Raw genomic sequence first — 13700 nt, 5'->3', positions numbered from 1 at the left:
TTGGAGCCGTCGGAGCCAGGGGAGCCAGGGGAGCTGCTGGAGCCGGTGGATCTGTTGGAGCCAGGGGAGCCGTTGGAGCCGTTGGAGCTGCTGGAGGCGGCGGGGGCCACTCAGTCCTCCCTCAGGACGTACCCCACGCCCCGCACCGTGTGGATCAGCGCCGGTGCCCCCGGCTCGTCGAGCTTGCGCCGCAGATACCCCACGTAGACGGCGAGGTTCTTGGAACCGGGACCGAAGTCGTAGCCCCAGATCCGGTCGTAGATGGTGGCGTGGTCGAGGACGATGCCCGCGTTGCGGACGAGCAGTTCGAGAAGCTCGAACTCGGTCCGGGTCAGCTCCAGCTCCCGCTGCCCGCGCCAGGCCCGGCGCGCCTGGATGTCCATGCGCAGCCCGGCCGCGGCGACCTGCCCGTCCGAGGCCTGGACCTCCTTCGACGCGGCTCCCGGCACCTCGTCGAGGGCGCCGTTGCCGGTGCGGCGCAGCAGCGCGCGCAGCCGGGCGAAGACCTCCTCGACGTCGAACGGCTTGACCACGTAGTCGTCGGCGCCCGCGTCCAGGCCCGCGATGCGGTCGGCGGTCTCGACCAGGGCGGTGAGCATGAGGATGGGCGTACGGTCCCCTTCGGCGCGCAGCACACGGCAGACCTGGAGCCCGTCGATGCCGGGCATCATGACGTCGAGGACCAGCACGTCCGGTGGGGTGCGATGGGCCTGGGCCAGCGCCTCCACCCCGTCGGCGACGGCCGTCACCTCATAGCCCTCCAGCGTCAGTGCCCTTTCCAGGGCATGGCGGATGGCACGGTCGTCCTCGGCGAGCAGCACATTCTGGGGCACCCCACCAGTCTGCCAAGCCTCCGCCCGCATACCACCTGATGAACGGACCTCCATCCGCCCTTCTTACCGCCCTCTCACCGCCCCCGGTGTGTCGGAGGGCGGCAGAATCAGCCCCTCCCGGGTCCGAGAAGCGGGTGTCCGGGGGCAGCGCCCCCGGTACGGGACGGGTAGGGACGGAGGGGACGAAACCCCTCCCACGACCGCCCTACGGCCCTACCGCCCTACAGCGCTACCGCCGTGCAGCCCTACCGCCGCAACGCCGCCAGCTGCTCGGCGAACGGCACGACCTTGAACTCGTCCTTGAGCCCGTCCGTGAGCCCATCCTTGAACTCATCCTTGAGCTCGTCCTTGAACTCAAGCCCGTCCTTGAGCTGATGCCCGTCCCTGACCTCACGCCCGTCCTCGCCCTCGCGCCCGTCCTCGACCTCAAGCCCGTCCTGGACCGGCTGCGCGGTCGACAGGCCCCGCATCAGCCCCGCCAGCTCCCCCGCCGCCCGCTCGATCCGGCTCTCCAGCCCCTCGGCGCCCCAGTCCTCCGAGGCGGCGTACACGCCGGTCGGGACCACCACGGCCCGCAGATACGCGAAGAGCGGACGCAGCGCGTGCTCCAGCACCAGCGAGTGCCGCCCCGACCCACCGGTCGCCGCGATCAGCACCGGCTTCCCGGCCAGCGCATCCTTGTCCAGCACGTCGAAGAACGACTTGAACAGCCCGCTGTACGAAGCGGAGAACACCGGCGTGACGACGATCAGCCCGTCGGCCTCCGTCACCGCGTCGAGTGCGGCGCCGAGGGCACGCCCCGGGAACCCGTTCGTGAAGTTGTGCGCGATCTCCACGGCGAGCTCACGCACCTCCACCACCTGCACCTCGACCGGTGTCAGCCGGCCCACGGCGGCGGCCAGCCGATCGGCCAGCAGCCGCGTGGAGGACGGGACGCTCAGTCCCGCCGAGACGACGACGAGTTTCATACGGCGGTCACCTCCTCGGAGTCCTTCGCGGCGAGCAGCGACTGATGGGTCGGCGCCTCCGGCGCGTCCGCCGACCGCCCCTTGGCGAACTCCTCGCGCAGCACCGGCACAACCTCCTCGCCCAGCAGGTCGATCTGCTCGAGGACGGTCTTCAGCGGCAGCCCCGCGTGGTCCATCAGGAAGAGCTGGCGCTGGTAGTCACCGGCGTACTCCCGGAAGGACAGGGTCTTCTCGATGACCTGCTGCGGCGAGCCGACGGTCAGCGGGGTCTGCTCGGTGAAGTCCTCCAGGGACGGCCCGTGCCCGTACACCGGCGCGTTGTCGAAGTACGGCCGGAACTCGCGCACCGCGTCCTGCGAACTGCGCCGCATGAACACCTGACCGCCCAGCCCGACGATCGCCTGCTCGGCCGTGCCGTGCCCGTAGTGCGCGTACCGCTCGCGGTAGAGCTCGACCATCCGCTTCGTGTGGTCGGCGGGCCAGAAGATGTTGTTGTGGAAGAAACCGTCGCCGTAGTACGCGGCCTGCTCGGCTATCTCCGGCGAGCGGATCGAGCCGTGCCAGACGAACGGGGGTACGCCGTCCAGCGGGCGCGGCGTCGAGGTGAACGACTGGAGCGGCGTACGGAACTTGCCGTCCCAGTTCACGACGTCCTCGCGCCACAGGCGGTGCAGCAGGGCGTAGTTCTCGATGGCGAGGTTGATGCCCTGGCGGATGTCCTGCCCGAACCAGGGGTAGACCGGCCCGGTGTTCCCGCGGCCCATCATCAGATCCATCCGGCCGTCGGCCAGGTGCTGGAGCATCGCGAAGTCCTCGGCGATCTTCACCGGGTCGTTCGTGGTGATGAGGGTCGTGGACGTGGAGAGGACGAGCTTCTCCGTGCGCGCGGCGATGAAGCCGAGCATGGTGGTCGGCGACGAGGGCACGAACGGCGGGTTGTGGTGCTCGCCGGTCGCGAAGACGTCGAGCCCGACCTCCTCGGCCTTCTGCGCGATGGCGACCATGGCCTTGATGCGCTCGTGCTCGGTCGGCGTCCGTCCCGTGGTCGGGTCCGGAGTCACATCTCCGACGCTGAAGATCCCGAACTGCATGGTCGCTCATCCTCCAGGTTGTTGACGATTCAACTATACCCTCGAACCATCACCCCGCCGCAGGTATTCCGGGCCGGCATTCCGGCCCCCATTCCGGTCCGTATTCCGGCCCGCCTTCCTGGCCTCGTTCCGGCCCCCATCCCCGTCCGCATTCCGGGCCGCATTCCGGGCCGGATTGTCAGTGGGCCGTCCTACGATCCCCTCATGGCCGCCCCACGCCGTGACACCCGAGGCATCGTCGACGCCGCGGAGCTCTTCGCGCGCGTGAGATTCCGGCGCCGCGAGCCCGCCGAGCCCCTGCGCCCCTACCTGGAGCACTACTGGCTGATCGACTGGGACCTGCCCCAGCCGTACGCCTCCCATGTCGTCCCCCACCCGTCCGTGAACGTCGTCTTCCAGCAGTACGAGGGACACGAACCCTTCGGCGAGGTCTCCGGCATCGGACTCGACCTCTTCACACAGAAGCTGGAGGGGCGGGGACGGGTGTGCGGCATCCAGTTCCGGCCGGGCGGCTTCCGCCCCTTCGCCCCGGAGCACCCGGTGACGGAGTGGACCGGCCGGCGCATCAGACTCCCGGAGGTCTTCCCGGCGCCCGGCACCGCCCCCACGGCGATCCTCGCGCCGGACGACGAGGACGCCCGCGTCGCCGCCCTCGACACCTTCCTCCTGAGCCTGAAGCCCGAGCCGGACCCCCAGGCCGACCTCGCCATGGCCCTGGTCGACCGCATCCGCACCGACCGCACGATCCGGCACGTCGGGGACTTCGCCGACACGGAGGGCATGACGGTCCGCGCCCTCCAGCGCCTCTTCGCCGCGTACGTCGGCGTCGGCCCGAAGTGGATCATCCTGCGCTACCGCATCCACGAGGCCCTGGAGCGCGCGGAGACCTCCGGCTCCCTGGACTGGGCGGGCCTGGCAGCCGACCTCGGCTACGCCGACCAGGCCCACCTGGTACGGGACTTCACGGCGACGGTGGGCGTCCCACCGACGGCGTACGCGAGCGCGGTCCAGCATCCGTAGACGCACCCACTACGACACCGCACCCACCACCGCCCCCAACACCGCCGGCACCGCCGTACTCACCGCGCCCGCCGCGTCCGTGGGCGTGCCCGCCGCGGAGTAACCACTTCAACGGGCCACCCCGCGGGCTCGGCGTTCAGGGCTGAAGGACCAGCCGCCCGCGCAGCCCGCCCTCCGCCAGCCGGGCGTGCGCCTTGGCCGCCTCGTCCAACGCGTACGTCTCGGCGACCCGAAGGGTCAGCACCCCCTCATCGACGAGCGCCGCCAGCTCCGCGAGCCGCGCCCCGTCGGCGGCCACCTCCACCGCGCCGGTCCGCACCCCTCGTACGGATGCCGGCTGGGCCCCCGGAATCACGCCCACGAACGCACCGCCGTCCCGCACCCACTCCAGCGCCGTCTCACCGAGGAGAGCCGCGTCCAGCACCCCGTCCACGCTCCCCGCCGCCACGGCATCCGGCACGAACCGGGCCGCCCCCAGCGACCGTACGAGCTCCTCGTCGGCCTCCCGTGCCAGGGCGGTCACCGACAGGCCGCGATGCACGGCAAGCTGCACCGCGTAACCACCGACCGCACCCGCCGCACCCGTGACCACCAGACTCTGCCCCGCCGCCAGCCCCAGCAGGTCGAGCGCCTGCACGGCGGTCAGGGCATTGAGCGGCAGGGTCGCCGCGTGCGCCACGTCGACCGAGGCGGGCGCCGCGGCCACCGCGTCGGCGTCGACCACCACAAAGTCGGCGTGCGTACCAAGGGACTTGGCGGCGCCGTATGCCAGCGCCACCACCTGATCGCCCACGTTCCACCCCGTGGCCACGCCCGCCGCGTCTACGGTCCCGGCCACGTCCCATCCCAGCCCCAACCGCTTCCCGGCACCCCCGAAGACGCCCGCGCGCACCCCCGCGTCGACCGGATTGAGCGCGGCGGCCGCGACCTTGATCCGCACCTGCCGGGCACCCGGCTCCGGCACCTCGACCTCGACGATCTCCACGACTTCCGGACCGCCGAAGGCCGTCACCACCGCTGCACGCATGTCAACTCTCCCTCTTCGCAAGCGTTGTGCTCGGGTTCCTTTTCCGTTGCAACAACCCTATGAAGAGTTACTATCTTTCGGTAAGTAGGCACCTGAAGGTGCGTACGTCACCCGGAGGTGAGCCATGGCGACCACGACGGCGGCCCAGCGGCGCGAGCAGGCACGCGTCGAGTACGACGCGTTCATCAAGAGCTGCCCCACCAACCAGCTCCTCGACCGCATCAGCGACAAGTGGGTCAGCCTGATCGTCAGCGCCCTCGCCGAAGGGTCGATGCGCTACAGCGACCTGGGCCGCAAGATCGCGGGCGTCAGCCCCAAAATGCTGACGCAGACGCTGCGTTCACTGGAACGCGACGGCATCGTCGCCCGCACCGTCACCCCGTCCGTACCGGTCCGGGTCGACTACGAACTCACCCCCCTGGGCATGAACCTGAGCTGCCTGCTCTCCGCCGTCAAGGACTGGGCGGAACGCCACATCGAGGAGGTCAACGAGGCCCGCGACCGCTACGACGCGTCCTCCTGAAAGCCCGCACCCGTCGACGCACGGGAGGGGCCGTGCCGGTACATCCCATGCCCGTCGCGTACGTGGTCACAGCCAAGCCCCACCATGACAACGAACAGAAGTGTCCATCAGGCGACGGGCAGGATGTACCGGCACGGCCCCGACCCACCCACCGGCGGAAGGACGACCGGCGGAAAAGGGACCGCCACAAGCGCCCCCGACAGCACCCAGCGCACCCGCACCCGCACCCGGCAAGAAGCGCCCCGCTAGAACACGTACGAATCCCCGGTATCGAGCGCCAGTACCCGCTGTCGATCATTCCCATGGTTACGATCCGCGGCTCCCCCGCTCCACACCGTCTCGATCTCCATCGCCACCTCGGACGGCACCCCCCGCAGCCGCACCGTCAGCCCGATCGCCGCCCCAAGGCCGTCCGCCGCCAGCGCCCCCGTCCGGCACACCACCGCCCGCGCCCCCACCCGCGCACACGCACCCGGCAACCGCTGCGCGTCCGTGAGCGCCGCCGACCAGCTCAGCCGAACCGTCGCATCCTTGACGGCGCTCGGCCCGTGGTTCTGCGGGATCAACCGCACGTCGACGATCCCGCGGGTCATGGACACGCGCCCGTGATAGGCGAGATCGGCCTCGGGAGCGAGGACGGCCCCGGCGGGCGACGCCGCGCCCACCACCAGAACGGCCCCCACACCCACCGCACAGAGAATCCGCATGACGTCATTCCTTCGCTAGAAGCACCGCAGAAGTACCGCAGAAGCAGCGGAGAAGCACCGGAGAAGCACCAGGTCGATCCCCCGATGTATCCCACCCCTGACCACGGACAGGCGCCGTCCATCAGGTGACGCGATCCCCCACAAGGTCCCCCCGCGACCGCCCGCGACCGCATGCGAAAGTGACCGCATGCTGATCGTCCGCTCCGCCGCCCTCTTCGTCCTCGCCGCCCTCTTCGAGATCGGCGGCGCCTGGCTGGTCTGGCAAGGCGTGCGCGAACACCGCGGCTGGCTCTGGATCGGCGCCGGCGTCATGGCCCTCGGCGTCTACGGCTTCGTGGCGACCCTCCAGCCGAACGCCGAGTTCGGCCGCATCCTCGCCGCGTACGGCGGAGTCTTCGTCGCCGGCTCCCTCGCCTGGGGCATGGTCGCGGACGGCTACCGCCCCGACCGCTGGGACGTCACCGGAGCCGTGATCTGCCTGGCCGGAATGGCCGTCATCATGTACGCGCCACGCGGCAACTGACCCCACCGGACCGCGCCCCGCGACTCACCGGACCACGCCCCGCGACTCACGGGACCACCCTCCGGGCCACGTCCCGCAACTCGCCGGACCACCCACCGGGCCGTTCGACGCCGACGCCCACCTCCTGCCTATCCTGGCCAGGACTGCCGTACCAGCCCGAGAACACCGCGCACCGCCCGAGGAGCCCACATGACCGCGCCCGCCGCGCCCTCCGCCAACTCCCGCATCGCCGTCGTCACCGGTGCGAGCAGCGGTATCGGCGCGGCGACGGCCCGGCAGCTCGCCGCGGCCGGCTACCGCGTCGTCCTGACCGCGCGCCGCAAGGACCGTATCGAGGCGCTGGCGGAGGAGATCACCGCGGCGGGCCACCAGGCGACGGCGTACGCGCTGGACATCACGGACCGCGCCGCGGTCGACGAGTTCGCGACGGCCTTCAAGACGGTCGGCGTCGTGGTCAACAACGCGGGCGGCGCCCTGGGCGCCGACCCCGTCGCGACGGGCGACCCGGCCGACTGGCGGCAGATGTACGAGACGAACGTCATCGGCACCCTGAACGTCACCCAGGCCCTCCTCCCCGCCCTCACCGCGAGCGGCGACGGCACGGTCGTGGTGCTCTCCTCCACCGCGGGCCACGGCACGTACGAGGGCGGTGGCGGCTACGTCGCCGCGAAGCACGCCGAGCACGTCCTCGCCGAGACGCTGCGGCTGGAGATCGTCGGCCTGCCGGTCCGGGTCGTCGAGATCGCGCCCGGCATGGTCAAGACGGACGAGTTCGCGCTGACCCGCTTCGGCGGCGACACGGAGAAGGCGGCGAAGGTGTACGCGGGCGTGGCCGAACCGCTGACCGCGGACGACGTGGCCGACACCATCGCCTGGGCGGTCAGCCGCCCGAGCCACGTCAACATCGACCTGCTGATCGTCCGCCCCCGCGCTCAGGCGTCGAACACGAAGATCCACCGGGACGCGTGATGACGGAGGCCGGACCGGAAGCGACCGCCGACGGCGAGAAGAACCACCTCGCCTTGGAGAAGAAGCGCGAGCGCATGGTCTGGTACTACCTCGCGTACTTCCTCTTCGGTATCCACGTCGTGGCGTTCGTCATGATCTACGCGGTGACACACGCCAAGTGATCGCGGGCGTCCGTCCCAGTGATCGCGGGCGTCCGTACGGTCGCCGACCTCCGCGAGGCGGACCGACTGTTGCCGCGCCGTGCCACGTGGGCGGAGAGGCGAAGCGGTGAGGCGAAATCGGGTTGTGCCCGGGTCGATCATCGGCTTGGGTTCGTGCTCGTGGCTGCCTTGAGTGATCTCGTACGTCCGGACCGCTATCCGCGCTCTTCTCGCTATGACCCCGCCTGGTTGCTCGACCTCGACATGGGGCCGAACCCGTTGTGGCTGCTCGAGGACCTCGCCCGGGATCTTGATCTGCGCCCAGGGATGCGGATTCTCGACCTCGGCTCCGGCAAGGGCGCCACGTCGGTGTTCCTGGCCCGCGAGTACGGCGCCCGAGTCGTCGCGGCCGACTGGTGGATCGCCCGTGAGGACGCGGCAGCCGTCTTCGCCGACGCGGGTGTCGGCGACCAGGTGGAGGCCGTGCGAGCGGAGGCGCACGCCTTGCCGTTCGAGGAGGAGAGCTTCGACGCCATCGTGAGCGTCGACGCGTTCGAGTACTTCGGTACGGCGGACAGCTACCTGCCCTACTTGGTGCGGTTCCTTCGCCCTGGCGGACAACTGGGCATGGCGACTCCCGCCATGACGCGGGAGGCCCGTGAGCTCGGGGTCATCCCGCCCCACATCAAGGAGGTGGTCGGCTGGGAAGCGATCGCCTGGCACACGGCGGAGTGGTGGCGCTTCCAGTGGGAGATCACCGAGTTGGTGGAGGTCACGTCCGCGCGACTGCAGCAAGAAGCCTGGCGGGACTGGCTGCTGTGGGTCCGGGCGTGTGCCGAGCACCAGCCGGACGGTCGGAGCGCAAACCAGCCCGTCATCGACATGCTCACCACAGACGGCGGGGAGTTCCTCTCCTTCGCTCTGGTGACCGCACGCAAAAACTGAGCGGACGTCACTCCGTCGGTAATTCTGTCTCTCCGATCGTGATCGGAGAGACAGAACCTAGCCCTTCACGCAGATGAACTGCTTCAGCTTGGCCACGACCTCCACGAGGTCGCGCTGCTGGTCGATGACCTTCTCGATCGGCTTGTAGGCCCCCGGGATCTCGTCCACGACACCGGAGTCCTTGCGGCACTCCACGCCCTGCGTCTGGTCCTCGAGGTCCTTCGTCGAGAAGCGACGCTTCGCCGCGTTGCGGCTCATGCGCCGACCCGCGCCGTGCGAGGCCGAGTTGAAGGCCTTCTCGTTTCCAAGACCCTTCACGATGTACGAACCCGTCCCCATCGAGCCCGGGATGATCCCGTACTCACCGGAACCCGCGCGGATCGCGCCCTTGCGGGTGACGAGCAGGTCCATGCCCTCGTAGCGCTCCTCCGCCACATAGTTGTGGTGGCAGGAGATCTCCTGCTCGAAGGTCGGCTTCGCCCTCTTGAACTCCTTGCGGACGACGTCCTTCAGGAGCGCCATCATCAGGGCACGGTTGTGCTTCGCGTACTCCTGCGCCCAGAACAGGTCGTTGCGGTACGCCGCCATCTGCGGGGTATCCGCGACGAAGACCGCGAGGTCGCGGTCGACCAGACCCTGGTTGTGCGGGAGCTTCTGCGCCACACCGATGTGGTGTTCGGCCAGCTCCTTGCCGATGTTCCGCGAACCGGAGTGCAGCATCAGCCAGACAGATCCGGCTGTATCCGTACACATCTCGACAAAGTGATTCCCGGACCCGAGCGTGCCCATCTGCTTCACGGCACGCTCCTCCCGGAACTTCACCGCGTCCGCGACCCCGTCGAAGCGCCCCCAGAAGTCGTCCCATCCCGCCGTGGCGAGCCCATGGAACCGACCCGGCTCGACGGGGGACTCATGCATCCCCCGCCCCACCGGAATGGCCTCCTCGATCTTCGACCGAAGCCGCGAAAGATCCCCCGGCAGATCATTGGCCGTCAGAGAGGTCTTGACGGCGGACATCCCGCACCCGATGTCGACCCCCACCGCCGCCGGGCACACCGCGTCCCGCATCGCGATGACGGACCCGACCGTCGCGCCCTTCCCGTAATGCACGTCCGGCATCACGGCCAGCCCCTTGATCCACGGCAGCGTCGCCACGTTCTGGAGCTGGCGCAGGGCGACGTCCTCGACGGACGCCGGGTCGGTCCACATACGGATGGGGACCTTCGCCCCCGGAACCTCTACGTACGACATATCGTCCTCATTCCCCCGAAAAACCAACAGAAGTTTTAGATCGCAAAACTGGCGCCAAGGTCGACATATGGGACAACGGACCGGCGTGCACAGCAGTGCGTGCGATACACATTGTCTCCAGGGGCCGCCCCCACGCGGCAACCGAATAACCACAGGACACCCGGGCCGCAGCGCTGTCGGGAACCGTCGAGAGGAGCCTGACCGTGCAGCGGAAGGCGTATGTACCCGGCGTCGCCGTGCTCCTCGCGGCACTGCTGGCGGGCTGCACGAGCGGTTCGGCGAACGGCGGCACGGCGGACGACTCCAAGGGGAGCAACACCGGCACGACGGCGTCCGCGGCCGAGCCCGGCAAGTACCGCACGCTCCCCGAGGCCTGCGGCTCGGTCCCGCACGACACCCTGGACTCGCTCCTCCCCGGCATCAAGCAGATCACCGACGAACAGCAGCGCGAGAAGGCGTACGCGGGCGACGCCACGCTCACCTACGACACGGACCGGCGCGACGGCTGCCAGTGGAAGGTGGAGTCCACGACCGCCACCGACCACCTCCTCGTCGACTTCGAGCGCGTGGTCTCGTACGACAACGCGGTGAGCGACGACGCCAAGGCCACCGGCGTCTTCGCGGGCAAGGAGACGGCGGCCCACCTCCCCGAGCCCTCCGCCTCCAGCTCCGGCACGGACACCAGCCCGTCGGACACCGCCACCCCCTCCTCCCCGGCGTCGTCGTCCGGCTCCGCCTCCGACTCCGGCTCGGACTCCGCCTCCGCGAGCGAGACCCCCGCCGATCTCCAGCCGCGTACGCTCGACGGTCTCGGCGACGAGGCGTTCCTGAACGACAAGCTGAGCTCCGCGTCCTCGGCGGCCCGGCAGCGCACGGTGACTGTGGTGTTCCGCACGTCGAATGTGATCGTGACGATCGAATACGCCGAGCAGCCGACCGCGTCCACCGACGCTCCGGACAGCAAGGAAATGCAGGACAGGGCCCGGAAACTGGCCCAGAAGCTGGCGGACGCGCTCAACGGATAGCGGCACCGGGCCACCTCCCGGCCCCCTCGCTCAAACCCCTCGAACCGGAAACGCACAGCCGACTCACCGCGTACCGTGGCCCCTCGGACCCGACCGGTCGCACCCTCCATGTGCGGCCGCACCACGAGCGCCACGAGTGAAGGAACCATGCACCGACCAGTACAGCGAGTAGGCCGAGCACCACGACTCACCCGCATCCTCGTCAGCGCAGCCGCCGTCCCGGTGATGCTCGTCGCCGCAGGCTGTTCCTCGGACTCCGGCTCCGGTGGCGACGCGAAGAAGGGCACGGGCGCGAGCCCGGACGCGAAGGCGTCCGCGAGCGCCTCGGCGAACGCCGTCCAGCCGGCGGCGTACAAGACGTTGCCCGAGCCCTGCTCGGTGGTGTCGAAGAAGACGCTGGGCGAACTGGTCCCGAAGGGTGCCAAGTCCGGCAAGGAGGGCAAGTCGGACGATGTCGCGACGCGCGGCAACTGCTACTGGAGCAGCCTCGACAACAACGGCGTGAAGGGCTCGCAGTTCCGCTGGCTGAACGTGGCGCTGCTGCGGTTCGAGTCGAACTCGCGTGGCGAGGGCGACCAGCTCGCGCAGACGTACTACGAGAAGCAGGTCACGGGCGCGCGGTCGGCGACGGACGCGAAGAACATCAAGTCGGAGCCGGTGTCCGGGACGGGCGATCAGGCGACGGCGGTGAGCTACGACCTGAAGAAGAAGGAAGGCGCCTTCAAGCAGCAGACGATCGTGGCCCGCGTCGAGAACGTCGTCGTCACGCTCGACTACAACGGCGCCGGTCTGGCGGGCGAGAAGACCCCGAACGCCGCCGACCTGCTGAAGGCCGCCCAGAAGGCCGCGAAGGAGGCGGTGGCCGCGGTGTCCGCCGCGAACCAGGGTGGGGGCGGGGGCGCCAAGACGAGCGCCTCCCCGTCGAAGTCGCCCTCCTCGAAGCCGGCGTCCCCGTCGAAGTCGGCCTCCCCTTCCGCATCGGCGTCGAAGTCGGCCTCCCCGTCCAAGTCCGCGACGAAGAAGAGCTAGACGAGCCGGACGAGCGGCCGAAAGGCCGACCCGGTTCCAGCCGGGTCCGGGGGCCAACTCGCCTCCCCGTCAAGCCATTTGCAGGAGCCCGGCCCCCACGGGGACCGGGCTCCTTCCATACCGCGCGCCCGTACGCCGCACACATGTGCCACCCTGTTGGCCGCAACAACACGCAAGGGGAGGGGAGTACGGGTGGCCGCGCCCATTCAGCTCACACGTATGCACCGGGTGCTCATCGGCGTGGTCGTCACCGGTGCGGTCTTCATCGCCGGTATCGGCTTCGCCGGTTCGTACGCCGCCGTCCGCGAGCTCGCCCTCAAGAAGGGTTTCGGGAACTTCGCGTACGTCTTCCCGGTCGGTATCGACGCGGGCATCTGCGTCCTGCTGGCCCTTGACCTGCTCCTGACCTGGATCAGGATCCCGTTCCCGCTGCTGCGCCAGACGGCATGGCTGCTGACGGCCGCGACGATCGCGTTCAACGGCGCGGCGGCCTGGCCGGACCCGCTGGGCGTCGGCATGCACGCCGTGATCCCGGTGCTGTTCGTCGTCTCGGTCGAGGCGGCCCGGCATGCGATCGGCCGGATCGCCGACATCACCGCCGACAAGCACATGGAGGGCGTCCGCCTCACCCGCTGGCTGCTCTCCCCCCTCCCCACCTTCCTCCTGTGGCGCCGCATGAAGCTCTGGGAGCTGCGCTCCTACGAGCAGGTGATCAAGCTGGAGCAGGAACGTCTCGTCTACCAGGCCCGCCTCCGCTCCCGCTTCGGCCGCTCCTGGCGCCGCAAGGCCCCGGTGGAATCCCTGATGCCCCTGCGCCTGGCGCGCTACGGCGTCCCGTTGGCGGAGACGGCACCTTCGGGCCTGGCGGCAGCGGGCATCGAGCCCGCGCTGCTTCCCCCGGCCCCACGCCAGCCGGAACTGGACGCGGCCGCGGGCAGTCGTGCCGCTGGGGCGGCGCCCGACCCGCAGAGAGCGGCACCTCACAGCGAGCAGCGCCACATCCCCGACGCGGGCGAGGCCGCCGGGCGACTGGAACACGTACAGCAGGACCAGCAGCAGTACCAGCCGGACGGCAGCCCCTGGTTCGCGGCCCCCACTCCCCAGGAGATCGTCTACGAGGGCGGCTACGACCCCTCGTACGTCCCCGAGGAGCAGTACCAGGAGTGGTACGAGGAGCAGCAGGCCCAGGCGTACGAGCCGGGGCCGGAGGAAACGGGCAGCTTCCCCATCCCGGCGGGCCCCGGCCGTACCCGCCAGCTCGGCGAGGGCGGCGCTCCCGAACCCGAGCAGCTTCCCATCCCCGCCCCGCGGGAGGAGCAGTCGCCGCTCTCCGACGAGAAGGCCCAGGAGGAGGCGTACTACCAGGTGTTCCGCCAGTCGATAGACGGCAGCTTCCCCACGCCGCGCGTCCTCGGCGACAACATCGAGGCCACGTACGGCACCACCCTCAGCCCCAGCTCGCTGAAGAACCTCACGGACCGCTTCCAGAACCGCTTCAACGCGGAGCTGGAGGAGGACCACATCGCCTAGGCACGTCCGCTCGCAGGAGCTGGTACGAGGAGGGGGGGGGCGGGGGGGCGCCCGGGGGCCCCCCCCCGGCCCCCCGGGGGGAGTAACAAAAACCCCCCCCCCCCCCCCCCCCAGGGGGC

The 13700-nt window shown here is 70.1% G+C and carries 15 protein-coding genes; 9 read left to right on the top strand and 6 right to left on the bottom strand.

What is annotated here, in order from left to right; all coding sequences use genetic code 11:
* Window positions 1-110: 110 nt before the first annotated feature.
* The 3 genes from ACFVXA_RS02550 to ACFVXA_RS02540 all read right to left on the bottom strand — a co-directional run bounded on the left by ACFVXA_RS02550 (window position 111) and on the right by ACFVXA_RS02540 (window position 2892).
* Window positions 111-833, bottom strand: coding sequence for a response regulator transcription factor (locus ACFVXA_RS02550; protein ID WP_362018469.1), 723 nt, complete (start codon window positions 831-833; stop codon window positions 111-113).
* A 245-nt stretch (window positions 834-1078) separates the two neighbouring features.
* Entirely contained in the window at window positions 1079-1801 is a 723-nt protein-coding gene (locus ACFVXA_RS02545) for an FMN reductase (protein WP_390023554.1), read from the bottom strand.
* Window positions 1798-2892, bottom strand: coding sequence for an LLM class flavin-dependent oxidoreductase (locus ACFVXA_RS02540; protein WP_389745450.1), 1095 nt, complete (start codon window positions 2890-2892; stop codon window positions 1798-1800). The genes ACFVXA_RS02545 and ACFVXA_RS02540 overlap by 4 nt, the downstream gene beginning before the upstream one ends.
* A gap of 204 nt (window positions 2893-3096) precedes the next feature.
* Between ACFVXA_RS02540 and ACFVXA_RS02535 the strand changes: the two genes are divergently transcribed.
* Window positions 3097-3912, top strand: coding sequence for a DUF6597 domain-containing transcriptional factor (locus tag ACFVXA_RS02535; protein ID WP_390023552.1), 816 nt, complete (start codon window positions 3097-3099; stop codon window positions 3910-3912).
* A gap of 136 nt (window positions 3913-4048) precedes the next feature.
* On the opposite strand, the gene ACFVXA_RS02530 is transcribed toward ACFVXA_RS02535, so the two are convergent.
* Entirely contained in the window at window positions 4049-4939 is an 891-nt protein-coding gene (locus ACFVXA_RS02530; protein ID WP_383736680.1) for a zinc-binding dehydrogenase, read from the bottom strand.
* Between the two features lie 124 nt (window positions 4940-5063).
* Here ACFVXA_RS02530 and ACFVXA_RS02525 point away from each other — a divergent pair, with 124 nt between their 5' ends.
* Entirely contained in the window at window positions 5064-5462 is a 399-nt protein-coding gene (locus tag ACFVXA_RS02525; protein WP_362018460.1) for a helix-turn-helix domain-containing protein, read from the top strand.
* 245 nt (window positions 5463-5707) lie between these two features.
* Here ACFVXA_RS02525 and ACFVXA_RS02520 read toward each other — a convergent pair whose 3' ends face one another.
* Window positions 5708-6169 carry a hypothetical protein gene (locus tag ACFVXA_RS02520; RefSeq protein ID WP_362018458.1) on the bottom strand — a complete coding sequence of 154 codons (462 nt, stop codon included), beginning with the start codon at window positions 6167-6169 and terminating at the stop codon, window positions 5708-5710.
* Between the two features lie 187 nt (window positions 6170-6356).
* Between ACFVXA_RS02520 and ACFVXA_RS02515 the strand changes: the two genes are divergently transcribed.
* The 4 genes from ACFVXA_RS02515 (at window position 6357) to ACFVXA_RS02500 (ending at window position 8746) form a co-directional block, all read left to right on the top strand.
* Window positions 6357-6692, top strand: coding sequence for a YnfA family protein (locus ACFVXA_RS02515; protein WP_362018457.1), 336 nt, complete (start codon window positions 6357-6359; stop codon window positions 6690-6692).
* Window positions 6693-6881: 189 nt separating this feature from the next.
* The gene (locus tag ACFVXA_RS02510; RefSeq protein WP_383736684.1) at window positions 6882-7661 is read left to right on the top strand and encodes an SDR family NAD(P)-dependent oxidoreductase; all 780 of its coding nucleotides are present in this window, start codon (window positions 6882-6884) and stop codon (window positions 7659-7661) included.
* On the top strand, window positions 7661-7822 hold the full coding sequence (locus tag ACFVXA_RS02505; protein WP_362018454.1) for a hypothetical protein: 162 nt from the start codon (window positions 7661-7663) through the stop codon (window positions 7820-7822). Before ACFVXA_RS02510 ends, ACFVXA_RS02505 begins: the two co-directional genes overlap by 1 nt.
* Window positions 7823-7981: 159 nt before the next feature.
* A complete protein-coding gene (locus tag ACFVXA_RS02500) occupies window positions 7982-8746 on the top strand; it encodes an SAM-dependent methyltransferase (protein WP_384019981.1) in 765 nt (254 codons plus the stop codon).
* Between the two features lie 57 nt (window positions 8747-8803).
* On the opposite strand, the gene ACFVXA_RS02495 is transcribed toward ACFVXA_RS02500, so the two are convergent.
* Window positions 8804-9997, bottom strand: coding sequence for an RtcB family protein (locus ACFVXA_RS02495; protein WP_362018450.1), 1194 nt, complete (start codon window positions 9995-9997; stop codon window positions 8804-8806).
* Window positions 9998-10200: 203 nt separating this feature from the next.
* On the opposite strand from ACFVXA_RS02495, the gene ACFVXA_RS02490 reads away from it, so the two are divergent.
* The 3 genes from ACFVXA_RS02490 to ACFVXA_RS02480 all read left to right on the top strand — a co-directional run bounded on the left by ACFVXA_RS02490 (window position 10201) and on the right by ACFVXA_RS02480 (window position 13581).
* Window positions 10201-11022, top strand: coding sequence for a DUF3558 domain-containing protein (locus ACFVXA_RS02490; RefSeq protein ID WP_390023550.1), 822 nt, complete (start codon window positions 10201-10203; stop codon window positions 11020-11022).
* 147 nt (window positions 11023-11169) lie between these two features.
* Window positions 11170-12051: a DUF3558 family protein gene (locus tag ACFVXA_RS02485; protein ID WP_384019984.1), complete on the top strand. Its 882-nt coding sequence runs from the start codon at window positions 11170-11172 to the stop codon at window positions 12049-12051.
* Window positions 12052-12243: 192 nt separating this feature from the next.
* On the top strand, window positions 12244-13581 hold the full coding sequence (locus ACFVXA_RS02480; RefSeq protein ID WP_383904378.1) for a DUF2637 domain-containing protein: 1338 nt from the start codon (window positions 12244-12246) through the stop codon (window positions 13579-13581).
* The last annotated feature ends 119 nt before the right edge of the window (window positions 13582-13700 follow it).

Source organism: Streptomyces sp. NPDC058246 (genome assembly GCF_042881985.1).
Classification (GTDB): Bacteria; Actinomycetota; Actinomycetes; order Streptomycetales; family Streptomycetaceae; genus Streptomyces.
This window is presented reverse-complemented; position numbering and strand designations above follow the sequence as displayed.